The sequence below is a fragment of the Streptomyces sp. NBC_00727 genome, from assembly GCF_045161745.1.
Taxonomy (GTDB): domain Bacteria; phylum Actinomycetota; class Actinomycetes; order Streptomycetales; family Streptomycetaceae; genus Streptomyces.
In genome coordinates, this window is sequence record NZ_CP108981.1 from 5473512 (window position 1) to 5498504 (window position 24993).

Below are 24993 nucleotides of genomic sequence, written 5' to 3' on the forward strand. Positions count from 1 at the left end.
CCCGTAGGCTGGCCGGGCTATGACGAAGCCATCCCTCCCTGAGCTCCTGCACGCCGCCGTGACCGCCGTCGGCGGTACGGAGAGGCCCGGCCAGGCCGCCATGGCGACCGCCGTCGCCGAGGCCGTGGACGACCAATCCCACCTCCTCGTCCAGGCCGGCACGGGGACGGGCAAGTCGCTCGGCTACCTGGTGCCGGCCGTGGCCCACGGCGAGCGCGTCGTCGTGGCCACGGCGACGCTGGCCCTCCAGCGCCAGCTCGTGGAGCGGGACCTGCCGCGCACGGTGGACGCGCTGCATCCGCTGCTGCGCCGCCGCCCCCAGTTCGCGATGCTCAAGGGCCGGTCGAACTACCTCTGCCTGCACCGGCTCCACGAGGGCGTGCCGCAGGACGAGGAGGAGGGGCTGTTCGACCAGTTCGAGGCGGCGGCTCCGTCCAGCAAGCTCGGCCAGGACCTGCTGCGCATGCGCGACTGGGCCGACGAGACGGAGACGGGCGACCGGGACGACCTCACCCCCGGCGTCTCGGACCGGGCCTGGGCCCAGATCTCGGTCTCCTCGCGGGAGTGCCTGGGCGCGAGCAAGTGCGCGTACGGGGCGGAGTGCTTCGCCGAGCAGGCCCGGGAGCGGGCGAAGCTCGCCGATGTGGTGGTCACCAACCACGCGCTCCTGGCGATCGACGCCATCGAGGGTGCCCCGGTGCTCCCGCAGCACGAGGTGCTGATCGTCGACGAGGCCCACGAGCTGGTCTCCCGGGTCACCGGTGTGGCGACCGGTGAGCTCACCCCGGGCCAGGTCAACCGAGCGGTGCGCCGCGCCGCGAAGCTGGTCAACGAGAAGGCGGCCGACGCGCTGCAGACCGCCTCCGAGGGCTTCGAGCGGGTGATGGAGCTGGCGCTCCCCGGCCGCCTGGAGGAGGTGCCGGAGGACCTGGGGTACGCGCTGATGGCCCTGCGGGACGCCGCGCGCACGGTGATCTCCGCCATCGGCTCCACGCGGGACAAGTCCGTCCAGGACGAGGACGCGGTCCGCAAGCAGGCGCTGGCCTCGGTCGAATCCATCCACGCCGTCGCCGAACGCATCACGCAGGGGTCCGAGTACGACGTTGTCTGGTACGAGCGGCACGACCGGTTCGGCGCCTCGGTCCGCGTCGCTCCGCTCTCCGTCTCCGGGCTGCTGCGCGAGAAGCTGTTCTCCGAACGCTCCGTCGTCCTGACCTCGGCCACGCTCAAGCTCGGCGGCGACTTCAACGGCGTGGGCGCCTCCCTGGGGCTCGCCCCGGAGGGCACCGCCGGTGAGGACGTCCCGCAGTGGAAGGGCCTGGACGTCGGCTCGCCATTCGACTACCCGAAGCAGGGCATCCTGTACGTCGCCCGGCATCTGGCGACCCCGGGCCGGGAGGGCTCCCGCACGGACATGCTGGACGAGCTGTCCGAGCTGGTGGAGGCGGCCGGCGGGCGCACGCTTGGGCTGTTCTCCTCCATGCGGGCGGCCAAGGCGGCCGCTGAGGAGCTGCGCGGCCGTCTGGACAAGCCGATCCTCCTCCAGGGCGAGGAGACGCTGGGCGAGCTGATCAAGAACTTCGCGGCAGACCCGGAGACCTGCCTCTTCGGCACGCTCTCGCTCTGGCAGGGCGTCGATGTGCCGGGTCCGAGCTGTCAGCTGGTGGTCATGGACCGCATCCCGTTCCCCCGCCCCGACGACCCGCTGATGAGCGCGCGCCAGAAGGCGGTCGAGGAGGCCGGGGGCAACGGCTTCATGGCGGTGGCCGCCACGCATGCCGCGCTGCTGATGGCCCAGGGCGCCGGCCGTCTCGTACGGGCCACTGCGGACAAGGGCGTCGTCGCGGTGCTCGACCCGCGCCTGGCCAACGCCCGGTACGGCAGCTATCTGCGGGCCTCGCTGCCCGGATTCTGGTACACCACGGACCGCAATCAGGCCCGTCGCTCCCTCGCCGCGATCGACGCGGCGGCCAAGGCCGACGGACGGTAGCCCTCGGCGACGTACCCGAACCGCCAAGGGCGTATGCACAGACAAGGGCCCCGAGGCCGGCGCTGAGCCGGACCCGGGGCCCTTGTTGCCAGAGAGTGCGGGGCTCAGACCCGGCGCAGCACCGCGACGACCTTGCCGAGGATCGTCGCCTCGTCGCCGGGGATCGGCTGGTACGCGGCGTTGTGGGGGAGCAGCCAGACGTGGCCGTCCTCGCGCTTGAAGCGCTTCACGGTGGCCTCGCCGTCCAGCATGGCGGCCACGATGTCGCCGTTCTCCGCGACGGGCTGGCGCCGGACCGTGACCCAGTCGCCGTCACAGATCGCCGCCTCGATCATCGAGTCCCCGACGACCTTCAGCACGAAGAGCTCGCCGTCGCCGACCAGCTGGCGGGGGAGCGGGAAGACGTCCTCCACGGACTCCTCGGCGAGGATCGGCCCGCCTGCGGCGATCCGGCCCACCAGCGGCACGTACGAAGCGGCGGGCTTGCCCGTGGTGTCCGTCGGCTGGGTGCTCGGCTGGTCGGAGCCGCGCACCTCGTAGGCCCGGGGGCGGTGCGGGTCCCGGCGGAGGAAGCCCTTGCGCTCCAGGGCCATCAGCTGATGGGCGACCGAGGAGGTGCTGGAGAGTCCCACGGCCTGACCGATCTCCCGCATCGACGGCGGGTAGCCGCGCCGCTGCACGGAATCCCGGATGACCTCGATCACCCGTCGCTGCCGGTCCGTGAGCCCCGAGCTGTCGGCCCGGATCCCGGGAGGTCGTCCGGGGAGCGAGCGCGCTGGGCGCCCGGGCTCCGGGCCCTCCGTGTTCGTGACTGAGTCATTCATGGCATGCACCGGCTCGAGTCGGCTCTGGGAGCGGTCCTGGGCAGTGATGATGGCACTGTCTGCGGTGGTGGTCACGTCGGCGGCCCCTCTCGAATGGTCTCCCTGGCTGGCACAACGGTAGTAGCTTTCGAAAGGTTGCGCCAAACACACGTTCGAGTGAAAAACGAATAAAAGACTGTCGGGGCTTCGCTGCGGGGTGTATGAGGCTGCGTACAGTGCGCGACGCGGCGGGCTCCGCCACTCTCCGGGCGAGCGGTGGTGGCGGTCTCCGACGGTATCCCCGAGGGGTGCCCGGGGTGCACGCGGGGGTGGCCGCCCGGTCGTCCGTCGTCCGGGTGCTTCCCGTACCCTCTTGGTCGGCCGTACGCTGCCTCCCGGCCGCCCTCCGGCGCGACACGCGCTTAGGGCCAAATGCGCGGCCGAACCCAAGATCTAGTGGTTGGATTGTTTCGACCGCCCAGAAGTTGTGGTCCCCCGTCCATCGGGGGTGTGGTCATCGCCTATGCTTAAGACCGCTTCGAGGGCCCCCTACCGGGCCTGAAGAGGCTATTCAGTCGTGCTGTGAAGGAGGGTTGGGAGCCATGCACTGCCCCTTCTGCAGGCACCCCGACAGCCGGGTCGTCGACAGTCGCACCACCGACGACGGGACCTCGATCCGCCGGCGCCGCCAGTGCCCCGACTGCTCTCGCCGCTTCACCACGGTGGAGACCTGTTCGCTCATGGTGGTCAAGCGCAGCGGCGTGACCGAGCCCTTCAGTCGCACCAAGGTCATCTCGGGTGTGCGCAAGGCGTGTCAGGGGCGGCCCGTCACCGAGGACGCCCTCGCCAAACTCGGCCAGCGGGTCGAGGAGGCGGTGCGCGCGACCGGCAGCGCGGAGCTGACCACGCACGACGTGGGCCTGGCCATCCTCGGCCCCCTGCAGGAACTCGACCTCGTCGCCTACCTGCGGTTCGCGTCCGTGTACCGGGCGTTCGACAGCCTCGAAGACTTCGAGGCCGCCATTACGGAACTCCGTGAGCGGCGGCCCCCCGTGGAGGAAAGCGGGAGCGGCGAGACCCTGGTGGTCCCCGTTCCCGCCGTCGCCGCCGACTGAGCGGCAGCCGTCGTCCGCGCCGATCCGGGGATCGGGCGGGCCGGCACCAGGACCTTGCTCCGGGCGACGTATGACGAATACGGCGGCCGAAGCACCAGACACACACTGTGCCCGGGGAAGTTCTCGGCACTTCAGGGCGTTTTTGCCCACATATGGGAGGCGGCATGACAGAGACGGCGAGCGGCCCGGCACGGGGTTCCCGCAGCAAGGGGACCAAGTCGACTGCGTCCAAGCAGGGCCTGCGTATCGAGCGCATCCACACCACCCCCGGCGTGCATCCGTACGACGAGGTGTCCTGGGAGCGCCGTGACGTCGTCATGACCAACTGGCGCGACGGCTCGATCAACTTCGAGCAGCGTGGCGTCGAGTTCCCCGACTTCTGGTCGGTGAACGCGGTCAACATCGTCACCAGCAAGTACTTCCGGGGCGCTGTCGGCACCCCGCAGCGCGAGACCGGTCTGCGGCAGCTGATCGACCGGATCGTCAAGACGTACCGGAAGGCAGGCGAGGACTACCAGTACTTCGCCTCCCCCGCCGACGCGGAGATCTTCGAGCACGAGCTGGCGTACGCCCTCCTGCACCAGGTCTTCAGCTTCAACTCCCCGGTGTGGTTCAACGTCGGCACGCCCCAGCCGCAGCAGGTCTCCGCCTGCTTCATCCTGGCCGTCGACGACTCCATGGAGTCGATCCTCGACTGGTACAAGGAAGAGGGCATGATCTTCAAGGGCGGCTCCGGTGCCGGCCTGAACCTCTCCCGTATCCGTTCCTCCAAGGAACTCCTCTCCTCCGGCGGCAACGCCTCCGGTCCCGTCTCCTTCATGCGGGGCGCCGACGCCTCCGCCGGAACCATCAAGTCCGGTGGCGCCACCCGCCGTGCGGCCAAGATGGTCATCCTCGACGTCGACCACCCCGACATCGAGAACTTCATCGAGACCAAGGTGAAGGAGGAGGAGAAGATCCGCGCCCTGCGCGACGCGGGCTTCGACATGGACCTGGGCGGGGACGACATCACGTCCGTCCAGTACCAGAACGCCAACAACTCGGTCCGCGTGAACAACGAGTTCATGAAGGCCGTGGAGTCCGGCGGCAAGTTCGGGCTGCGCGCCCGGATGACCGGCGACGTCATCGAAGAGGTCGAGGCCAAGTCCCTCTTCCGCAAGATGGCCGAGGCCGCGTGGGCCTGCGCCGACCCGGGCATCCAGTACGACGACACGATCAACCACTGGCACACCTGCCCCGAGTCCGGCCGGATCAACGGCTCGAACCCGTGCAGCGAGTACATGCACCTGGACAACACCTCGTGCAACCTCGCCTCGCTGAACCTGATGAAGTTCCTCAAGGACGACGGCAAGGGCAACCAGTCCTTCGAGTCCGAGCGCTTCGCCAAGGTCGTCGAGCTGGTCATCACCGCGATGGACATCTCCATCTGCTTCGCCGACTTCCCGACCGAGAAGATCGGCGAGAACACCCGCGCCTTCCGGCAGCTCGGCATCGGCTACGCCAACCTCGGCGCCCTGCTGATGGCGACCGGCCATGCGTACGACAGCGACGGCGGCCGCGCGCTCGCCGGCGCCATCACCTCACTGATGACCGGCACCTCGTACAAGCGCTCCGCCGAGCTGGCCGCCGTCGTCGGCCCGTACGACGGCTACGCCCGCAACGCCGAGCCGCACCAGCGCGTCATGAAGCAGCACGCCGACGCCAACGCAGTGGCCGTCCACGCCGACGACCTGGACAACCCGATCTGGGCCGCCGCGACGGAGGCCTGGCAGGACGTGATCCGGCTCGGCGCGAAGAACGGTTTCCGTAACGCGCAGGCCTCGGTCATCGCGCCCACCGGCACCATCGGTCTCGCGATGTCCTGCGACACCACCGGCCTTGAGCCCGACCTCGCCCTGGTCAAGTTCAAGAAGCTGGTCGGCGGCGGCTCGATGCAGATCGTCAACGGCACCGTCCCGCAGGCCCTGCGCCGCCTGGGCTACCAGGAGGAGCAGATCGAGGCGATCGTCGCCCACATCGCCGAGAACGGCAATGTGATCGACGCCCCCGGCCTGAAGACCGAGCACTACGAGGTCTTCGACTGTGCGATGGGTGAGCGTTCCATCTCCGCGATGGGTCACGTCCGCATGATGGCGGCCATCCAGCCGTGGATCTCCGGCGCGCTCTCCAAGACGGTGAACCTGCCGGAGACGGCCACCGTCGAGGACGTCGAGGAGGTCTACTTCGAGGCGTGGAAGATGGGCGTCAAGGCGCTCGCGATCTACCGCGACAACTGCAAGGTCGGCCAGCCCCTCTCCGCCAAGACCAAGGAGAAGGAGAAGGAGGCAGTCACGGCCAAGGCCGAGGACACCATCCGTACCGCGGTCGAGAAGGTCGTCGAGTACCGGCCGGTCCGCAAGCGTCTGCCCAAGGGCCGGCCCGGCATCACCACCTCCTTCACGGTGGGCGGCGCCGAGGGCTACATGACCGCCAACTCCTACCCGGACGACGGCCTGGGCGAGGTGTTCCTGAAGATGTCCAAGCAGGGTTCGACCCTCGCGGGCATGATGGACGCCTTCTCCATCGCGGTCTCGGTCGGCCTTCAGTACGGCGTCCCGCTGGAGACGTACGTCTCGAAGTTCACCAACATGCGCTTCGAGCCGGCCGGCATGACGGACGACCCGGACGTGCGGATGGCGCAGTCGATCGTCGACTACATCTTCCGCCGCCTGGCGCTGGACTTCCTGCCCTTCGAGACCCGCTCGGCGCTCGGCATCCACTCCGCCGAGGAGCGTCAGCGCCACCTCGACACCGGCTCCTACGAGCCGACGTTCGAGGAGGAGCAGCTGGAGGCCGAGACGCTGGCCCAGACCGCCCCGGTGCGGACGGAGACGCTGAAGGCGGTCGCCCCGGTCCAGGAGACCGAGAAGGCCGAGCCGCGGACGGCACACACCTCGGCGGAGCTCGTCGAGATGCAGCTCGGTATCAGCGCGGACGCGCCGCTGTGCTTCTCCTGCGGTACGAAGATGCAGCGCGCGGGCTCCTGCTACATCTGCGAGGGCTGCGGCTCGACCAGCGGCTGCAGCTGAGCGGTGAAACCGGTGTCGTGAGGCACCACGAGTGACAACGAGTGCGGGCAGGTCTTCCCCGGAAGACCTGCCCGCACTCCTGTTTCCGTACCGGCGGCGCCTACGCGCCGAACGCGCGGCCGCCCATCGCGGCGGCGAACTCGTCGGGGTCGCCGTCGAAGCCCCGGACGGCGCCGTGGAAGTGCCAGCCGCCGGAGTCTTCCCGTACGAATTCGGCCACGACGGCCGCGGTGGCGGCGCCCACCGCGGAGAAGTCGTCCTCGGCCAGCGTCGTGTAGCCCTCGCGGATCTGGACCCCGGTGCTCTCTATGGCCCCGAACGTCTTGCGGCCGTCGCGCTGCTGGATGGCGACGCCGACGACCACCCGGGCGTAGGCGTCCGACAGCCGGTCCAGTTCCAGCGTCATCACCTCGTCGTAGCCGAGCCCCTGCCCCGTCCTGCTGTCACGGTTGAGCGTGATCGTGCCGTCGGGCGCCCGGCTGTCGAAGTGCACGAGGTACGCGGGGCTGCCGTACGGCTCGTCCGCCGGGTAGGTCGCCGCGATGATGTCGAGGTCGTTGGGCGTCTCGCTCCGGTCGCTGGGATCCCACTTGATCCGCACCTCGACCTTTCCGAGATCCTTGTTGGGAGTGGTCATCGGACTTCCCTCCTGCGCGCGGGCACGGCGCTCCTGTTCCGTCCCCCGATCATGTCGGCAACTTCCCGCCAGACCAACCGGCTTGGGGACGAGCGGCTGAAATGGGCCAGGATCGGGCGCGAGACGGCCGGTTCCGGTGGACTCCGTGGGAGCGCGACCCACGCCACGTCCGGCGGCCGTACGATGGCGCGGTGCTGGTCAAGTGGATTCGCTGCAGTGTGTCGGACCGTCGGGGATTCGAACGGGGGCAGCGGAAGTGGGCGGGGCTGCTGGGTGAGCCGGGCTTCAGGGGGCAGGGTGGCGGCTGGAGCCGTGGCCGGCCGGAGGTGGCGCATGTCTTCGCGTTCTGGGAGAACCGGGTCTTCTACGACTCGTTCATGGCGCGCGGCCACGACACCCTGGCCGCCTCCCAGGCCGGCACGTACAAGGACCTGCAGGTCAAGCTCTTCGAGTACCGCTTCGACGTGAAGACCGGATTCGAACCCCGCTTCACGGACGCCGACGTGCTCAGGGTGGCCCACAGCCGGGTCCACGAGGACCGGGTCGAGCACTTCGCGCTGATGCAGCAGCGGGTGTGGAACCCGGCGATGGCGGGATCGCCCGGCATGCTGCGCGGGGTCTTCGGCGAGGCTCCGGGGCACGAGTTCCTGGTCCTGTCGATGTGGCAGTCCAGCGCGGAACGCGGAAAGTACCGTCCGGGAAGCATCGACCGGCTCTCGCAGCGTGCGGGTACCGAGGAAGACGTGGTCGCGCTCGCGGGCGACGTGGTGCAGCTCGAACCGTCCTGGACGGTGTGACGGTCCGGGAGCAGGGTAGGCCGACGACATCCACCGACGAATTCCGGACAGGTGCTCGAACGTCGACGACTCGATCTAGGGTCGTTGTATGGCACGACCGCAACGCATCGTTCTCGTCCGGCACGGCGAGTCGGAGGGCAACGCCGACGACACCGTGTACGAGCGCGAGCCCGACCACGCATTGAAGCTCACTCCCACGGGGCAGCAGCAGGCCCGCGAGACGGGGGTGCTGCTGCGCGAGCTGTTCGGCGAGGAGCGGGTCAGCGTGTACGTCTCCCCCTACCGGCGCACCCACGAGACGTTCGCGTCCCTCGGCCTGGACGCCGGGCGCGTACGGGTGCGCGAGGAGCCGAGGCTGCGCGAACAGGACTGGGGGAACTGGCAGGACCGCGACGACGTGAGACTCCAGAAGGCCTACCGGGACGCATACGGCCACTTCTTCTACCGCTTCGCGCAGGGAGAGTCCGGGGCGGACGTGTACGACCGGGTCGGCGCCTTCCTGGAGAGCCTCCACCGCAGCTTCGAGGCGCCCGACCACCCGCCGAACGTCCTCCTGGTCACCCACGGACTGACCATGCGGCTCTTCTGCATGCGCTGGTTCCACTGGTCCGTGGCCGAATTCGAATCGCTTTCCAACCCCGGAAACGGGGAATCGCGGACCTTGCTACTCGGCAAGGACGGGCGCTACACGCTCGACCGCCCCTTCGAGCGCTGGCGCACTCCTGAGCCCTACGGCATCACCGGATAGAGTAGAAGTAATGACCGAATCCGCTTTCGATCAGCGCCTCGAACGCGCCCTTGCCAGCCTGCGCGGCCTGTCCGTGGGAGACGCCCTGGGCTCGCAGTTCTTCGTGCCCGCCAACTATCCGCTCCTCAAGGACCGCGCCCTCCCGCCCGGGCCGTGGCAGTGGACCGACGACACGGAGATGGCCTGTTCCGTCGTCGCCGTACTCCGGGAGCACGGGCGCATCGACCAGGACGCCCTCGCCCACGCGTTCGCACACCATCACGACTTCGACCGTGGATACGGCCCCGCGGTCAACCGCATGCTCCGCCTGGTCCGCGAGGGCGGCGACTGGCGTGAGCTCGCCTCCTCCCTGTTCAAGGGGCAGGGCAGCTGGGGGAACGGCTCCTCGATGCGTATCGCGCCGCTCGGCGCCTGGTACGCGGACGACCCCGAGCAGGCCACCCACCAGGCCGAGATCTCCTCGTACACGACACACCAGCACCGTGAGGCCGTCGTCGGTGCGATGGCCGTCGCCGCCGCCGCGGCGCTCGCCGCCTCACCGGCCGGGCCGCCCGCTCCGGAGGACCTGCTGGACGGGGTCGTCGCGCTCGTCCCGCGCAGCGCCGTCGGCGCCGGGCTGCGGCGGGCCCGCGACATGCTGGACTACGAGGACGCGGGCACCGTCGCGGCGGTCCTCGGCAACGGGCGTCGCACCAGCGCACACGACACCGTCCCGTTCGCCCTGTGGTCGGCGGCTCGGAGCCTCGGTGACTTCGAACGGGCCTTCTGGGTGACCGCCCAGGCCGGCGGCGACGTAGACACGACCTGCGCGATCGTCGGAGGAGTGATCGCGGCGAGCGCGGCGGGTGCGCCTCCGGCGCACTGGACGGCCCAGACGGAAGCCCTGCCGGAGTGGCCGGTGGGGGCGGAGGCCCTGCCGGACGGTACCAGGCCGTAGCCGGTCCGAAGCGCGGTGGCCTGCCTCGTCCAGGGGCGGGCGGCGCCGGTCCGGGGCGGCCCTCCTCCGGTCGTGCGTTGTCGTAGCCGATCGTGCGTTGTCGTAGCCGGGCCACCGCCGGAACTGTCACGGTCCTGCCACAGCACGGCCTCTCACGGCTGGCGGCCGTGACCCGGGGTTACTCTTTCGGCCACGCCGCCCTCGGTGATCATGGGCCCGGGCGCGCACCGAATGAGACGCCGGGGGCCGCGCGCAGCCGAGGGCACGCGTGGGCGGACCCCGGTGGGGAGGGGTCCCATGTCCGGAATACCGTCAGATTCATCCAGGCCCGAACCTGTACCGGAGGAATCCGCTTCGTCCCGGCCCGCGCCGGACACCGCGGTGCCGGAGTCTCCGGAGGGCCGTCCGCCCGCGACGACGGCCGCAGCGGGCCGCCCGGCACCGGGCGAGGGGCCAGAGGCCGCGACCTCGCAGTCCGCCGCGGCCTCGCAGTCCGATTCGCCCACGCGGGACTCCCGGACCACTGCCGCACAGGCGGACGGGCGCATCCCCACGCAGGCCGTCGCGCCCGACGCCGGGGCAGAGCCTGCACGCGCCGCGGCCGGTGCACCCTCGGCGCAGGGCGTACCGCCCGAGCCGCCGAAGATCCCCGCATACGCCGCGCAGCGGCCGGGCCGACCGAGGCAGCCCAGCCCCTGGGCTGCTGCGCCTCCTTCGCTGGTCACGCGGCTCCGGGCCGTGAAGCCGGGGCCCGTCCACACCGGCACCCTCGTGGCCGCCCTCGCGACGGCACTGCTCAGCATGGCGCTGCTGGGGGACGGCATCGGGCTGAACCTGCTTCTCGTGGCGCTGCCCGCATCGGCCGGGGCGTACATCGCTGCGCGCGCGGCCGGCCGCAGGCTGCGCCCATGGACCGCGGTGTGGGGGATCGGCGGACTGGCACTGCTGGCTGTTCCGGCGCTCCGGGACGCCGGCTGGCCGACGTTCCTCGCGATCGTGTCCGCTCTGGCGCTCGGCTCGCTGGCGCTGCACGGCAGCAGGAGCTGGCTCGGGATCTTCCTCGGTTCCCTGGGCCTGTTCACCTCCTTCTTCGCATCGCTGGGCTGGGGGGCCCGTGGTGTGCGCGACCACATGTCGGGGTCGCGGGGTCGCTTCGGAGTCCTGTTCCGGTCCGCGGCCGTGGCCGTGGTCCTGCTCATCGTGTTCGGTGCGCTCTTCGCGAGCGCCGACGCCGCTTTCGCGGACCTGCTGGGCAGCCTCACCCCTGATGTGTCCGTCGGTGACAGTCCGTGGCGGATCTTCCTGGGACTGCTCGGTCTCGTCGGCGCGCTCGCCGCCGCCTACACCGCCGCCGCCCCGGTCCGCTGGGACGGGGTGACCGTACGCCCGGGCAAGGCGCGGGGGCGGCTGGAATGGGTCCTCCCGTTGATCGTCCTGAACCTCCTGTTCGCCGTCTTCCTCGCCATTCAGCTCACGGTGCTGCTCGGCGGGTACGACAAGGTGATGGCCGAGACGGACCTCAGCTACTCGGAGTACGCCCGCCAGGGCTTCTGGCAGTTGCTCTGGGCCACGGTGCTCACGCTCGGCGTCATAGCGCTGGCGCTTCGCTGGGCACCGCGTGGTGGCGCCCGGGACCGCACCCTCGTCCGCACCGTGCTCGGCATCCTGTGCCTGCTCACGCTCGTGGTGGTCGCCTCGGCCCTTCGACGCATGGACCTCTACGTCGACGCGTACGGTCTGACCCGGCTGAGGATCTCCGTGGCCGCCGTGGAACTGTGGCTCGGAGTGGTCCTCGTCCTGATCATCGCGGCCGGAGTCTTCGGCTCCCGGATGCTGCCGCGCGCGGTCGCGGCGAGCGCTGCCATCGGCGTACTGGCCTTCGGTCTCGTCTCGCCCGACGGCCTGATCGCCGAGCAGAACGTCCAGCGGTACCGGAACGACCACTCGATCGACATCGAGTATCTCAAGGGCCTGTCTGCCGACGCGGTACCCGCGCTCGACACCTTGCCCGAACCCCTGCGCTCCTGTGCCCTGCAGGAGATCCAGCGGACGCTCCGGGACTCCGAGGAGCCCTGGTATGCGACGAGTTGGGGCGAGACGCGAGCCCGGGACATCCTCGGCGACTGGGACCCCGGCTTCCGCACGCTCGACTGCCGGGGCTTGAGCTCCGGTGACAACGGCGACCAGCGCGGCGGCGGCACGGACGACGACTACGACCCGTACGACCCGTACTGATCCCGAGCCCGGTCCCGCCCGAGCGGCACCGGCGCACCGCGCACCCGGCACCGACTGCCGGCCGTCGGCGGCACCGACAGTGCGGGTCGTCCCCCTCGGGGGCGGCCCGCAACCGGCGTCGCGTCTGGCCCCGCTAGGCCACCGGCCCTCCGGCAGCGGCCTCGCCGCTCAGCGCGTCCAGATCACTCTTGCGCACGCGGATGACCAGCAACGCGGTCAGCAGGGCGAGAGCCACCATGGCCTCCTGCCGGGGCATGCGCGACGCGATGCTCTCCACTTCCGGCTCGGCCCTGCGCTCGGTCATTCACGAGTGCGACTCCGGAACGGCGGAACGCTTCCAGTCGGTGATCCTCGACGGGGTGATCCGTCCGTCGACCGAGCTCATCAAAGAAGTGGTGAGCCGGGGGGTCGAGCGGGGTGAGGTGCGCCCCTCTGCCATGCGCGAACTGGCCTTCGACGTGATCCCCGCGATGATGATGTACCGCACCAAGGTGTGCGGCAGTGAGTGGAACGACGCAGAGATCGAGGCGCTGATCGACCAGGTCGCGGTGCCGTTCTTCCGCTCCGGCTCGCACTGAGGCCCGACCCGAAGCCGCGTGCCCCGAGCCGTACGGCGACTCGCTCGGCGCGCGGGCACCGCTGCGTGCGGCCGAGGGGTGCCCCGGGGTGTTCCTGGCGTTCCCATCGGCGTACGCTGACAGACGCCATGCCGTACGAACCGCCCACGCACACCGTCGAGCGCTCACTGCGCGCCACCACCGGTGCCAAGACCGTCGCAGGTGTCGACGAGGTCGGACGCGGAGCATGGGCGGGACCCGTGACCGTGTGCGCCGCGATCACCGGTCTCCGCAGGCCCCCCGCCGGGCTCACCGACTCCAAACTGATCAGCCCGAAGCGCCGGGCAGAGCTCGCCCCGGTGCTGGAAAGCTGGGTGACCGCGTACGGCCTCGGTGACGCTTCACCCCAGGAGATCGACGAGCTCGGCATGACCGCCGCACTCCGGCTCGCCGCCGTGCGCGCCCTGGAGGCGCTGCCCATGCGCCCCGACGCGGTGATCCTCGACGGCAAGCACGACTACCTGGGTAGCCCTTGGCGGGTTCGTACCGTCATCAAGGGCGACCAGTCCTGCATCGCGGTGGCCGCGGCATCAGTGATCGCGAAGGTCCGCAGGGACGCCATGATGGCCGAACTCGGCGCGGAGAACAGCGAGTACGCGGGTTTCGCGTTCGATGCCAACGCCGGTTACCCGTCCCCCGTGCACAGGGCCGCACTGGAGGAGCGTGGGCCCACCGCCCACCACCGACTCTCGTGGTCCTACCTCGACGCGCTGCCCCGGTGGCAGCACCTGAAGAAGGTCCGCTTCTCCGCGGAGGCGGCCGCACTGGAAAGCGGGGGCCAGCTCGGCTTCGACTTCTGATCGCGCACATGTGCCCACCCGCCGATGCCCGAAGCGTCGGCGTTTGATAGACAACCACTCATGCCTCTCATCCCCGAGGAGCCTCAGATTCACGAGAGCGCCCAGGGTCCCCGCGCCACCCCGGCCACCGGCCGCACCGCGTCGACCCCTCGTCCCGTACCCGGCCCGCGTACAGCGGCCATGCCGCGCCCCGGTCGCCCGGGTCCCGCGCCGCGGCCTGCGCCCCCGGCGCAGCGCCAGCACCCCACCTCCGGCCGACCCCAGGCGGCGCGGCCGGAGAATCGTTCCGCACCGCAGCTCCAGATCATCCCCGCATCGGCCGACGGCGCACTCGACGCCGCGGACGAGGCGGTGGACCTGCTGCTCGACTCGGGTCGCGCGCCCGGCGACATCCTGGTGCTGACCACGGGCGGACAGCACCCGTGGGCCATGCACGAGCTGTCCTTCGGCGACGCCGCCTACTGGGCCCACCAGGAAGCGGGCGACGACGTCTTCTTCGCTGCGGCCGTGGCAGCGGACCGGGTCAAGTCCCGGCCCGTGGTGATCGTCGCGGTCAACGGCCCGGTCGACGACGCGGCCACGCGGGCGCTGTCCAACGCCCGGGAGTCCGCCGGCGCGCTGCTGATCGTCTGCGGCGACCCGCAGCGCATCAACGCCGCGCTCGGGGCCGGCGTCTGAGCCACTGCGCACGCCGTTGCGCGGCGACCGCGCCTTCCGGCACATGGTGACCCGTGTGCCTTCGCCGACCCGGCCACCCGTGAGGGCGGCCGGGTCGGCGCGTGCTCAGCGTGCGGCGGAGCGGTGCAGTGCCTGTGCGGCGCCTCCACCCCTGCGCGACGGCACCGGATCCAGGTCCAGCGAGGTGTCGGCGAGCGTGGAAGGCTGCGATGTGGAGCTCGGACGACGGCCACCCCGGCCCTCGCCCAGCACCTGCCAGCCACCGCGGGTCAGCGTGATGTACGCGCCGCACCGCAAGCCGTGCAAGGTGCAGGCGTCCCGCAGCCCCCACATCCAGGCCCCGTCCTCCTCCGTCCAACGCTCGTCGCCCTCGCGGCAGTAGAGCAGCACCGCGGTGCGGACGGGCGTGCGGCGGCGCAGATCGTGCGGGATGACGCGGCGCAGGTGCGCCAGCAGCGAGTTCCGGAATTCCCAGCCGTCCGCCGTTACCGAGCGGCGGACGAACGAGGCGCTCGCCGCCAGGCGCTCCTCGTGGTCCAGGACGGCGACCACGGCGGTCGCAGGGGTCGGCCGATGCCTCGCGTGCAGTCCGCTGACCACCTCACGCGGACTGCGCAGCAGAGGTATGCCGGCCGCTGCCCACTCGGCCGGTTCGAGCATTCGGGAAAGGCGGTTGGCCGAGGCGGCGGCTGCCGACATCGATGTGGCTGCGGACGGAGCGAATCCGAAGGTCACGGTCCTCCCTTCGCATACGCGCCCACGATGCGGGCAGGGTCGGGTGAGGGCGCGCCGCGGCACAGCCCTTTCGGGCCCGCGAAAGGACCGTGCGGGGAGCGAGTCCAATTCTTCCTGGCGTATCGGCAGGCGGCAACGAGCAATTGACGCGGCTGACGGTAATCAGCCGGAATGACACGGATATCCCTGCCCAGTCCTGCCCCGGCTGACGCCCCCTTCACGCCTGAACAGCGAGGACCAGCGGAAACACCGCCTCCGCACCCGCTCGCCGCAGCAGCCGCGCCGCCACGGCGAGGGTCCAGCCGGTGTCCGAGAGATCATCCACGAGCAGCACCGGCCCGCCCGCGGCCGCCAAGGACTCCGCGAGCTCCGGCCCCACGACCAGCTTCTCGTGCAGGGCCCGGACCCGCTGGGCGCTGTTCGTCTGCGACGTCCGGACGTCATCGGCGCCTGGAGCCAGGTCCACACGCCCGAGCAGGGGCATCCGGCCCACTTCTGCGATGCGCCCGCCCAGGGATTCGATGAGCTGGGGCCTGCGCATCGACGCGACAGTGATGACACCGACCGGGCGGGGCACGGCGTCCCCGGCCCCTGGTGCCCAGCCGCCGGGGCCCCGGGCCCAGTCGGCCAGCACCGACACCACGGCACCGGCGACATCGTCAGGCACCGGACCGTCCGGCGCCTGCGCGGCCAGCATCGGGCGCAACCGGTTGCCCCACCCGATGTCGGAGAGCCGGCCCAGCGCCCGACCCGTGCCGGAGAGCTCGGCAGCCGGGATACGGCCCTTGAGATCGACACCGACCGATGCGAGCCCGGTCGGCCACATCTTCCGCGGTTCCACCTCCACGCCCGGCCGGCCGAGCTCTCCCTTCGCGGTGTCCAGCGCGGCGGTGGACACTCCCTCGTCGAATCGCGCGCCGGCGCAGTTGTCGCAACGCCCGCACGCGGTCGCCTCCTCGTCGTCCAGTTGCCGGCGCAGAAACTCCATCCGGCAGCCGTCCGTCGTGGCGTAGTCGCGCATCGCCTGCTGCTCGGCCGCCCGTTGACGGGCCACCCAGGCGTATCGCTCGGTGTCGTAGACCCAGGTCTCGCCCGTAGCTGTCCAGCCACCCTTCACGCGCCGGACCGCGCCGTCGACATCGAGCACCTTGAGCATGGTCTCCAGCCGCGTGCGCCGCAGGTCGACCAAAGGCTCCAGGGCGGGCAGCGAGAGCGGCCGCCCGGCCTGCGTCAGCGCATCGATGGTGCGATGCACCTGCTCCTCCGGCGGGAAGGCGACCGACGCGAAGTACTTCCATATGGCTTCGTCCTCCTTGCCCGGCAGAAGCAGTACCTCGGCATGCTCGACACCGCGTCCGGCACGGCCCACCTGCTGGTAGTAGGCGATGGGGGAGGAGGGCGATCCGAGGTGGACGACGAAGCCGAGGTCGGGCTTGTCGAAGCCCATGCCGAGAGCCGAGGTCGCCACCAGCGCCTTGACCCGGTTGGCCAGCAGATCGTCCTCCGCCTGCTGCCGCTCCGCGTTCTCCGTGCGTCCGGTGTAGGAGGCGACGGTGTGCCCGCACTGGCGGAGATAGGCGGTGACCTCCTCGGCGGCCGCGACAGTCAGGGTGTAGATGATCCCCGAGCCCGGAAGGTCCTTGACGTGGTCTCCGAGCCATGCCAGCCGGTGTGCCGCGCTGGGCAGCCGCAGTACTCCCAGGCTCAGACTCTCGCGGTCCAGCGGTCCCCGCAGAACGAGCGCGTCAGTGTCGGCGCCGGTACCCAGCTGCTCCGCCACATCGGCGGTGACCCGGGCGTTCGCCGTGGCCGTGGTGGCGAGCACAGGGACCCCGGCGGGGAGATCGGCGAGCATCGTCCGCAGCCGCCGGTAGTCGGGCCGGAAGTCGTGCCCCCAGTCGGAGATGCAGTGCGCCTCGTCGACGACGAGCAGCCCGGTGGCCGCGGAGAGCCGGGGCAACACCTGGTCCCGGAAATCGGGATTGTTGAGCCGCTCGGGACTGACGAGCAGCACATCGACCTCACCGGCGGCCACTTCGGCCTGCACGGTCTCCCACTCCTCCGTGTTGGACGAATTGATCGTGCGCGCGCTGATGCCGGCCCGTGCCGCCGCCGCAACCTGGTTGCGCATGAGCGCCAGCAACGGCGAGACGATGACGGTCGGCCCCGAGCCCCGGGCACGCAGCAGGGAGGTCGCGACGAAATACACCGCGGACTTGCCCCAACCGGTGCGCTGGACGACCAGTGCTCTCCGCTTGTCCGCGACGAGTGCCTCGATGGCCCGCCACTGGTCCTCACGCAGCCGGGCGGTACCTGTGGCGTCACCGACAAGTCGGGCCAGTACGGAGTCGGCCGAAGCCCTGAGCTCTGCGCGGTCTGCGTTGGTCATGCCTCCATGCAACCTGATGGGTCCGACAACCGCGAACAGTCGACTACCCCCTGTGGATAAGTTATCCACAGGGGGTAGCGGGGATCGGTGAACCGCGAGACGGTCCTGCCATGAACAAACACCCCGAACCCATCGGCCCCTCCGAAGAACAGCAGATCACCCTGCGGGGCCCCGCCGAGCTGGCCGACGCTCTTCCGTATCTCATGGGTTTCCATCCGAACGACAGCGTGGTCATGGTCGCCCTGCACGGCGGTCGGGGCCGGTTCGGTGGACGGCTCAGGCTCGGGATCCCGCAGTCCGCTCAGGAGTGGCCCGCGATCGCCGAGCAGCTCGCCGAGTGCCTGATCAAGGGGAGCGAGCGGCGCGGCGCGCGGCCCGACGCCATCGTCGTCTTCCTCTGCCAGGATCCGGTGGACGGCGAGACGGGCAACCAGACCATGGAGCGCCTGCGGCCGTTCGCCCAGCGACTGCGTACCGCCTGCGGAGCACTTGACGTGCCCGTTCTCGAAGCGCTGTGCATCTCGGGCAATCGTTACTGGTCCTACGTCTGCCCCGATGCCCGCTGCTGCCCGGCCGAGGGCAACGCGCTGGCCGTGCCCGGTACTTCGGTCATGGCGGCTGCGGCCACCTACGCGGGCATCCAGGTGCGGGGATCACTGCGCGAGATGGAGACGCGGCTCACACCGCTCACCCGCACCTCGGACGACGCGCAGCTGCGGGCACTTGACTCGGCGGGCAGCGCGATGGTGCCCCTGCTGTTCGACCCGGAGCGCCGCAAGGAGGTCGGCGTTGCGACGCTGGAGCTCGCTCGCCGGCTCATGGACCGCCTCGGGCAGGCGCCCCCGGCGGCGCCTTCCGTGGCCGACATCAACGACGACCGGCTGATCACCGACGAGGAGGCCGCGTCGGTGATTCTCGGCCTCCAGGACAGGGAGACGCGCGACAAGGCGGCCGAGTGGATGGAAGGGGCGGAAGCGGATGCGGCGTTGAGGCTCTGGCGCGCGCTGGCCCGCCGCTGTGTCGGTCCCTACGAGGAGCACGCCGCGGCCCCTCTCACTCTGGCGGGCTGGGTCTCCTGGTCGACCGGCGACGAACCGGCCGCGCGTGTCGCTCTGGGGCTCGCGCTGCGCGCCGATCCGCACTACACCTTTGCCCAGCTGCTGCACGAAGCCTGTAACCAGGGCCTCGACCCGGAGACCCTGCGGCGCTGCCTGCGCGGTGAACGCAGTGCGCGGCCGGCCCGGCACACCCGGCGTGCGGAACGGGTCGCGGGGGCCCGTCCCGCACGCGTGCGCCCGGCCGGGCGCGCCAGGACGCGTTCCGGTTCCACCCGGCCCGGCCCGGGTGCGGTGGGCCGGCGCCGAACCGTCCGTCCCGGGATGCAGGGACGCCGAGGCACCAGGACCGGTCGTTGAGCGGCGTGCGGCGCCGGTTCCGGCGCCGCACGCCGGGCTGGGCCTGATGCTCTTTCGGAGCGCCCGGGAGCCGGTTCCGGAAGCTTGCGAAGAGTAGCCGGGAAGGGTGTGTTTATCGTCAGGAAGACGACTATGATCGCGGCATGCCGCTCTACGACCCGTCGAGCTTTCCACCGTTCGCCGTCACCGTCGACCTGGTCGTGCTCACGGTGCGCCGACACGCCCTGTGCGCGCTGGTGGTGCGCCGGGGCGAGACCCCGTTCCAGGGCAGGTGGGCGCTGCCGGGCGGCTTCGTGAAAGCCGACGAGGATCTCGGGGCCGCGGCGGCGCGGGAGCTCGTCGAGGAGACCGGACTGTGCGCGCAGGACCCGGCCGCCCCGGCCGTCGGTAACGGCGCTCATCTGGAGCAGCTCGCCACGTACGGGGACCCGGCGAGGGATCCGAGAATGAGGGTCGTGAGCGTCGCCCATCTCGCGCTGGCCCCCGATCTGCCTGCGCCCCGGGCGGGCGGTGACGCGAACAGTGCGCGATGGGCGCCTGTCGAGGACCTGCTCGGCCCCGAAGGCGGTTTCGCCCCGGACGGTGAGCACCAGGCGCCGCTGGCCTTCGACCACGCGAGGATCCTCGCCGACGGGGTCGAGCGAGCCCGCTCCAAGATCGAGTACTCCTCGCTGGCCACTGCCTTCTGCCCGCCCGCCTTCACGGTCGGCGAACTGCGCAGGGTGTACGAGGCGGTGTGGGGCGTAGTGCTCGATCCGAGGAACTTCCACCGCAAGGTGACAGGAACGCCGGGCTTCCTGGTGCCCACCGGCGGGACGACCACCCGCCAGGGGGGCCGACCCGCCCAGTTGTTCCGGTCGGGGACGGCGACGGTGCTCAACCCGCCGATGCTGCGGCCCGAGGTCTAGCCCCTCTCCGGCCGGTCAGGGCCGGAGAGGGGAGCGGCACCGGGCGACCTGTGGGTCGCCGAAGCCGGCTGTAGCGCGGGCGTCCGAAGCGCCGAGCGTTTCGCTCTGCGCAAAAAGTCGGATATGTCGGGTTATCGTGCTGCGGTACTCACTCGCCGCCGGGCGGCCCCGCTTGTGCCGTCCCATTTCCTGCGAGAGAAGCGATGCTCCAGGCCGTCGGACTCACCAGTGCCCGCACCCGTGGACAAAATCCCGCCGTGGATGACCTCACCTTCGACGCCGAGCCGGGCTGCGTCACGGCGCTGCTGGGGGCGCCGGGTTCCGGTAAGACCGCGGCCCTCAGGCTGATGCTGGAACTGGAGCCGGGCCGGGGCGTCACCTATTTCCGTGGCAGGCCGCTGCACCGCGTGCGACGTCCGGCCGGTGAGGTGGGCGTGGTGCTGGGGGACGTGCCCGGGCATCCCGCGCGCACGGTGCGAGGGCAGCTGCGCATGCTCTGCGCCGTGGCGGGCGCCCCCGTGTCCCGGGCGGACGAACTGCTCGACGCCGTGGGCCTCGCCGGCTTGGGCGACCAGCGCATCGGCCGGCTCTCCCTCGGCATGGACCGCCGGCTGGCGCTCGCCTGCGCGTTGCTCGGTGACCCGCACACGCTCCTCCTGGACGACCCGGTGGAGGGCCTGTCGCCGAGGGAGGCCGACTGGTTGCACGGCATGCTGCGGTCCCACGCCGAGCGGGGTGGAACCGTGCTCTTCGCCACCAGCGACCCCAAGGAGGCGGCGCGTTCGGCCGGCCACGTGGTGACCATCGACGACGGACGCCTGGTCGCCGATCAGGACGGGGCAGCCTTCTCCCGTACTCGTCTGCGCCCTCGCGTGGCCGTCTGTTCCCCGCATGCCGCTCGCCTGGCCGCGATCGTCAGCCGGGAAGCGCGAGTCGCCCGGCGGTCCGTGAAGGTCGTCGCCGAAGCTGCCGGCAACCGGCTCTCCGTGTACGGCAGCAGTTGTGCGGAAGTCGGTGACACGGCCTTCCGGCATGGGCTCCCGGTCCACCAGCTCGCCGACGAGGTGGGCGACATGGGACCCGCCGGCGCGGGCGGAGCGGACGCCGTCCATGGCGCGGACGGCACCCCCGATGCCTCCGCGCTCGCGGTCGGGCCGCCTAGGGCGGCGGTGCGTACAGCCGGGACCGATGTACCCGGCGCCTCGTCGCGTACAGCAGTGGCCGACAGCCGCGGCGCCGATTCCCGCCCCGGCCGGCCGGTCGCGCGGGGTGAGGTTCCCCCGCCGATCAGACGGCGTCCGGCGCGGGGCCCGTTGTGGCCGGTGCGTTACGAACTGCGCCGCCTGTTCGGCGTGCGGCCAACGACCGTGATCATGACCGTGGTCCTGCTTGCTTCCGTGGGTCTTTCCCTACTGCTGGCCCGCGGCGGCGGCGCCCCGTCGGTGCATGTGATCGTCGCCTGGCCCGCGCTGCTGCCGCTCCCGCCCGCCGCCCTCGGTGCCGGGCTGCTCGGAGCACTCTCCTTCGGCGACGAGTTCCGCTATCCGGCACTCGCCGCGGGCCGGGGGACCGTGCCCCGCAGACTCGGCCTGCTCCTCGCCAAGCTGGCGGTGTCCGGGGGTGTCGCGCTCCTGTTGGCGATGCTGGTGGTGCTGGCCTCGGCGGAGACCCTGCGCATCGTGTACGGAGGGAATTGGCTGCACCTCCCGTCGAATGCGGTGTCCCTGGCCGTGAGCTGGTCCGGCCTGACCGTCGGCTGTGCCTGGGCCGGGTTGCTGGCCGCCGGCGTCTTCCGGGTGACGACCGCGGGCATCGCCGCCGTGCTCGCCGTACCCGTAGTGATGGTGCCGCTCGTCGAGCGGCTACCGAAGGCGTCGACCGCCCGTTCGATGGCCGGGCTTCCAGGTCGGCTGCGGGAACTGGCCTGGCTTCAGTGGCCGGGGGAGGTGGACCGGTGGCTGCTGGCCGCGGTTCGGATCGTGGCACAACCCGTGGGAGCTGCCCTGGCCTTGTCGTTGTCGGCCCTCATCTGCGCGTTCCTGTTCACCAGTCTTCGTGGCAGGGTCCGTTGGTGAACGCGAGGCGTGGCCGGGAGGGCGAGATCTCGACGACCCTGCGAATAGTCCGGTTTATACCAGTAAGGCGTCAATTGAGGGGCGGGTGCCGATCACCCTTTCGTGTGCTTTTCAGCAAAGACCTCAAGGGGCGGCTGGGACCCGCCGACAAAGGATGCGTGAGTACCCTTGCGCACACCATGATGACCACCGCCCGCTCCGCCGATTCCGGCCTCGCCGGCCCGGGCGAACTCGACCGTTACCCCTATGCGGAGGCGCCGGCCGGCGAGCGTGCCGCCACGCGCTCCTGGGGTGGTTCCGATGCCGAGCTCGGCCGTGTGGGCCGACGGGGATCGGCCAGCCGTGGCCGCGGGCTGCACGGCCAACTTGTTCAGCAACTGGGGCAGATGATCGTCTCCGGTGACCTCGGTGCGGATCGCCCGCTGGTGCCGGAAGAGATCGGTCAGCGTTTCGAGGTTTCCAGGACCGTCGTGCGGGAATCGCTGCGCGTACTGGAGGCGAAGGGGCTGGTCAGTGCTCGCCCCAATGTCGGTACGCGGGTGCGACCGGTCAGTGACTGGAATCTGCTCGACCCAGACATCATTGAGTGGCGCGCCTTCGGTCCGCAGCGGGATGACCAGCGCCGCGAGCTGGGTGATCTCAGGTGGACGATCGAGCCGCTCGCCGCCCGCCTTGCCGCAGGGCACGGGCGTGAGGACCTTCAGCAGCGCCTTGCCGACATGGTCGAGATCATGGGACATGCGCTCGGTCAGGGCGACATGATCACGTGCGCCCGCGCCGACTCCGAGTTCCACTCCCTGCTCATCCAGGCCGCGGGCAACCGCATGCTGGAGCACCTTTCCGGAATCGTCTCCGCCGCGCTGCACGTCTCCGGCGGCCCGGCCACCGCGTGCGACCGGCCCAGCGAGACGTCGCTCGCTCTCCACGCGCGTATCGTCGACGCCCTCGCCTCCGGTGACTCCGCGGGCGCCGAGGGGGCCATGCGCCAGTTGTTGGTGAGCCACCACGAGGCGGAACGAGTGGTGCCGGCGCCGCGCGAGCACTGACCGAGGCACGGGCAGGGTGTACGCGCCACGTGTCGTCGGACCCGGCGGTCCGGCGACACAGGCGGGGAGATGTCGCCTTGGTCGTGTTCATCGCGAAATGGGGTGTGACTCGGGCCACGCGCATCGGACGTAACACTCCTCGAAACAGCGCGATGACTTAAGAGGTGACCGTCGCAGAAGGAATACAGCAGTCGTTCAGGGCGCTGTGCAGTTCTGAGGCCTAGCCCGCGCCGTCGGTGCATTCCCCGCCCGGCGGTCGTCGGTTCCAGCCCTCTCAGGGCCGGGCCGGAAGCCGTTTCCATCGTTCCGAGAGGTTGTTCGTGTCGGCCAGCACATCCCGTACGCTCCCGCCGGAGATCGCCGAGTCCGAATCTGTGATGGCGCTCATTGAGCGGGGAAAGGCTGATGGGCAGATCGCCGGCGACGACGTGCGTCGGGCCTTCGAGGCTGACCAGATTCCGCCAACCCAGTGGAAGAACGTTCTGCGCAGCCTCAACCAGATCCTCGAGGAAGAGGGTGTGACGCTGATGGTCAGTGCCGCGGAGCCGTCGAAGCGCGCCCGCAAGAGCGTTGCAGCGAAGAGCCCGGCCAAGCGCACCGCCACCAAGACCGTCGCGGCCAAGACGGCGGTGACGCGGACTGTCGCGGCCCCCGCCGCCCCCACGTCCGCCGAGCCCGTGGACCCCGCGGCCGAGGACGCCCCCGCGGCCGCGCCCGCCAAGAAGGCCGCAGCCAAGAAGACGGCTGCGAAGAAGACAGCGGCGAAGAAGACGGCTGCCAAGAAGACAGCCGCGAAGAAGACCGGCAAGCAGGACGACGAGATCCTCGACGGCGACGACGTCGTCGAGGAGGTCAAGGCCGGCAAGGGCGAGGAAGAGGAGGGCGAGGGCGAGAACAAGGGCTTCGTCCTCTCCGACGACGACGAGGACGACGCGCCCGCGCAGCAGGTCGCCGTCGCCGGTGCCACGGCCGACCCGGTCAAGGACTACCTGAAGCAGATCGGTAAGGTCCCGCTCCTCAACGCCGAGCAGGAGGTCGAACTCGCCAAGCGCATTGAGGCGGGCCTGTTCGCCGAGGACAAGCTGGCGAATTCCGACAAGCTCGCCCCCAAGCTCAAGCGCGAGCTGGAGATCATCGCCGAGGACGGCCGTAGGGCCAAGAACCACCTGCTGGAGGCCAACCTCCGCCTCGTGGTCTCGCTGGCCAAGCGCTACACCGGCCGCGGCATGCTCTTCCTGGACCTGATCCAGGAGGGCAACCTCGGTCTGATCCGCGCGGTGGAGAAGTTCGACTACACCAAGGGCTACAAGTTCTCCACGTACGCCACCTGGTGGATCCGTCAGGCGATCACCCGCGCGATGGCCGACCAGGCCCGCACCATCCGTATCCCGGTGCACATGGTCGAGGTCATCAACAAGCTGGCGCGCGTCCAGCGCCAGATGCTCCAGGACCTGGGCCGCGAGCCCACCCCGGAGGAGCTGGCCAAGGAACTCGACATGACCCCCGAGAAGGTCATCGAGGTCCAGAAGTACGGGCGCGAGCCGATCTCCCTCCACACCCCGCTGGGTGAGGACGGGGACAGCGAGTTCGGTGACCTGATCGAGGACTCGGAGGCGGTCGTCCCGGCCGACGCGGTGAGCTTCACGCTTCTCCAGGAGCAGCTGCACTCGGTGCTGGACACGCTGTCCGAGCGCGAGGCGGGCGTGGTTTCCATGCGTTTCGGCCTCACCGACGGGCAGCCGAAGACGCTGGACGAGATCGGCAAGGTCTACGGCGTGACGCGCGAGCGCATCCGCCAGATCGAGTCCAAGACCATGTCGAAGCTTCGCCACCCGTCCCGTTCGCAGGTTCTGCGGGACTACCTCGACTAGGTCGGCGGCGGTATTACTAGCGATGAGGGCCCGAATCCCACAAAGATCCGGGCCCTCATCCTGTTTCTGGTCTCCGCGAGGATCGTGGGCCTCTCCGCACGAGGCGAACGTGCGCGTCGGGGACGGCGG

Annotated in this window: 18 protein-coding genes and 1 pseudogene; 15 read left to right on the forward strand and 4 right to left on the reverse strand. The window is 70.6% G+C overall.

Annotated features, from left to right (window positions below; translation table 11 throughout):
• Window positions 1-19: 19 nt before the first annotated feature.
• Window positions 20-1990 (forward strand): ATP-dependent DNA helicase, encoded by a 1971-nt coding sequence (locus tag OG242_RS24870; RefSeq protein ID WP_405900254.1) that lies wholly within the window; start codon window positions 20-22, stop codon window positions 1988-1990.
• Between the two features lie 104 nt (window positions 1991-2094).
• Here the strand turns inward: OG242_RS24870 and lexA are convergent, their stop codons facing one another.
• Window positions 2095-2889, reverse strand: a complete 795-nt coding sequence (lexA, locus tag OG242_RS24875) for a transcriptional repressor LexA (protein ID WP_026171816.1) — start codon at window positions 2887-2889, stop codon at window positions 2095-2097.
• Between the two features lie 506 nt (window positions 2890-3395).
• On the opposite strand from lexA, the gene nrdR reads away from it, so the two are divergent.
• Both nrdR and OG242_RS24885 read left to right on the forward strand, forming a co-directional pair.
• A complete protein-coding gene (gene nrdR, locus OG242_RS24880; RefSeq protein ID WP_018520799.1) occupies window positions 3396-3908 on the forward strand; it encodes a transcriptional regulator NrdR in 513 nt (170 codons plus the stop codon).
• A 164-nt stretch (window positions 3909-4072) separates the two neighbouring features.
• Window positions 4073-6976 (forward strand): vitamin B12-dependent ribonucleotide reductase, encoded by a 2904-nt coding sequence (locus tag OG242_RS24885; RefSeq protein WP_405900255.1) that lies wholly within the window; start codon window positions 4073-4075, stop codon window positions 6974-6976.
• A 100-nt stretch (window positions 6977-7076) separates the two neighbouring features.
• On the opposite strand, the gene OG242_RS24890 is transcribed toward OG242_RS24885, so the two are convergent.
• A complete protein-coding gene (locus OG242_RS24890; protein WP_405900256.1) occupies window positions 7077-7613 on the reverse strand; it encodes a TerD family protein in 537 nt (178 codons plus the stop codon).
• Between the two features lie 191 nt (window positions 7614-7804).
• On the opposite strand from OG242_RS24890, the gene OG242_RS24895 reads away from it, so the two are divergent.
• The 7 genes and pseudogenes from OG242_RS24895 to OG242_RS24925 all read left to right on the forward strand — a co-directional run bounded on the left by OG242_RS24895 (window position 7805) and on the right by OG242_RS24925 (window position 14425).
• On the forward strand, window positions 7805-8410 hold the full coding sequence (locus OG242_RS24895) for a YdbC family protein (protein ID WP_405900257.1): 606 nt from the start codon (window positions 7805-7807) through the stop codon (window positions 8408-8410).
• Between the two features lie 88 nt (window positions 8411-8498).
• Window positions 8499-9158 (forward strand): histidine phosphatase family protein, encoded by a 660-nt coding sequence (locus OG242_RS24900; protein WP_405900258.1) that lies wholly within the window; start codon window positions 8499-8501, stop codon window positions 9156-9158.
• Between the two features lie 10 nt (window positions 9159-9168).
• Window positions 9169-10095, forward strand: coding sequence for an ADP-ribosylglycohydrolase family protein (locus OG242_RS24905; protein WP_405900259.1), 927 nt, complete (start codon window positions 9169-9171; stop codon window positions 10093-10095).
• A gap of 738 nt (window positions 10096-10833) precedes the next feature.
• Complete coding sequence (locus OG242_RS24910; RefSeq protein WP_405900260.1) at window positions 10834-12330, forward strand: DUF4153 domain-containing protein; 1497 nt, start codon at window positions 10834-10836, stop codon at window positions 12328-12330.
• A 245-nt stretch (window positions 12331-12575) separates the two neighbouring features.
• Window positions 12576-12908, forward strand: a pseudogene (locus OG242_RS24915) (TetR-like C-terminal domain-containing protein); the annotation flags it as partial.
• 128 nt (window positions 12909-13036) lie between these two features.
• A complete protein-coding gene (locus OG242_RS24920) occupies window positions 13037-13747 on the forward strand; it encodes a ribonuclease HII (protein ID WP_405900261.1) in 711 nt (236 codons plus the stop codon).
• Between the two features lie 60 nt (window positions 13748-13807).
• Window positions 13808-14425: a hypothetical protein gene (locus OG242_RS24925; RefSeq protein ID WP_405900262.1), complete on the forward strand. Its 618-nt coding sequence runs from the start codon at window positions 13808-13810 to the stop codon at window positions 14423-14425.
• A gap of 105 nt (window positions 14426-14530) precedes the next feature.
• Here the strand turns inward: OG242_RS24925 and OG242_RS24930 are convergent, their stop codons facing one another.
• Both OG242_RS24930 and OG242_RS24935 read right to left on the reverse strand, forming a co-directional pair.
• Entirely contained in the window at window positions 14531-15160 is a 630-nt protein-coding gene (locus OG242_RS24930; protein ID WP_405900263.1) for a hypothetical protein, read from the reverse strand.
• 217 nt (window positions 15161-15377) lie between these two features.
• Window positions 15378-17549: a RecQ family ATP-dependent DNA helicase gene (locus tag OG242_RS24935; RefSeq protein WP_405900264.1), complete on the reverse strand. Its 2172-nt coding sequence runs from the start codon at window positions 17547-17549 to the stop codon at window positions 15378-15380.
• Window positions 17550-17659: 110 nt separating this feature from the next.
• Here OG242_RS24935 and OG242_RS24940 point away from each other — a divergent pair, with 110 nt between their 5' ends.
• From OG242_RS24940 to OG242_RS24960, 5 genes are all read left to right on the forward strand, one after another.
• Entirely contained in the window at window positions 17660-18964 is a 1305-nt protein-coding gene (locus OG242_RS24940; RefSeq protein WP_405900265.1) for a DUF4192 domain-containing protein, read from the forward strand.
• Between the two features lie 143 nt (window positions 18965-19107).
• Window positions 19108-19872, forward strand: coding sequence for an NUDIX domain-containing protein (locus tag OG242_RS24945; protein ID WP_018520828.1), 765 nt, complete (start codon window positions 19108-19110; stop codon window positions 19870-19872).
• A gap of 203 nt (window positions 19873-20075) precedes the next feature.
• Window positions 20076-21947, forward strand: a complete 1872-nt coding sequence (locus OG242_RS24950) for an ATP-binding cassette domain-containing protein (protein ID WP_405900266.1) — start codon at window positions 20076-20078, stop codon at window positions 21945-21947.
• A gap of 179 nt (window positions 21948-22126) precedes the next feature.
• Complete coding sequence (locus tag OG242_RS24955) at window positions 22127-22993, forward strand: FadR/GntR family transcriptional regulator (RefSeq protein WP_405900267.1); 867 nt, start codon at window positions 22127-22129, stop codon at window positions 22991-22993.
• Window positions 22994-23313: 320 nt separating this feature from the next.
• Window positions 23314-24864, forward strand: coding sequence for an RNA polymerase sigma factor (locus OG242_RS24960; RefSeq protein WP_405900268.1), 1551 nt, complete (start codon window positions 23314-23316; stop codon window positions 24862-24864).
• The last annotated feature ends 129 nt before the right edge of the window (window positions 24865-24993 follow it).

Excerpts from the sequence above, each read along its gene's own strand:
- OG242_RS24870 (WP_405900254.1), top strand. The coding sequence starts at position 20 with ATGACGAAGCCATCCCTCCCTGAGCTCCTGCACGCCGCCGTGACCGCC.
- nrdR (WP_018520799.1), top strand. The coding sequence starts at position 3,396 with ATGCACTGCCCCTTCTGCAGGCACCCCGACAGCCGGGTCGTCGACAGT.
- OG242_RS24885 (WP_405900255.1), top strand. The coding sequence starts at position 4,073 with ATGACAGAGACGGCGAGCGGCCCGGCACGGGGTTCCCGCAGCAAGGGG.
- OG242_RS24890 (WP_405900256.1), bottom strand. The coding sequence starts at position 7,613 with ATGACCACTCCCAACAAGGATCTCGGAAAGGTCGAGGTGCGGATCAAG.
- OG242_RS24900 (WP_405900258.1), top strand. The coding sequence starts at position 8,499 with ATGGCACGACCGCAACGCATCGTTCTCGTCCGGCACGGCGAGTCGGAG.
- OG242_RS24905 (WP_405900259.1), top strand. The coding sequence starts at position 9,169 with ATGACCGAATCCGCTTTCGATCAGCGCCTCGAACGCGCCCTTGCCAGC.
- OG242_RS24920 (WP_405900261.1), top strand. The coding sequence starts at position 13,037 with ATGCCGTACGAACCGCCCACGCACACCGTCGAGCGCTCACTGCGCGCC.
- OG242_RS24925 (WP_405900262.1), top strand. The coding sequence starts at position 13,808 with ATGCCTCTCATCCCCGAGGAGCCTCAGATTCACGAGAGCGCCCAGGGT.
- OG242_RS24935 (WP_405900264.1), bottom strand. The coding sequence starts at position 17,549 with ATGACCAACGCAGACCGCGCAGAGCTCAGGGCTTCGGCCGACTCCGTA.
- OG242_RS24940 (WP_405900265.1), top strand. The coding sequence starts at position 17,660 with ATGAACAAACACCCCGAACCCATCGGCCCCTCCGAAGAACAGCAGATC.
- OG242_RS24945 (WP_018520828.1), top strand. The coding sequence starts at position 19,108 with ATGCCGCTCTACGACCCGTCGAGCTTTCCACCGTTCGCCGTCACCGTC.
- OG242_RS24950 (WP_405900266.1), top strand. The coding sequence starts at position 20,076 with ATGCTCCAGGCCGTCGGACTCACCAGTGCCCGCACCCGTGGACAAAAT.
- OG242_RS24955 (WP_405900267.1), top strand. The coding sequence starts at position 22,127 with ATGATGACCACCGCCCGCTCCGCCGATTCCGGCCTCGCCGGCCCGGGC.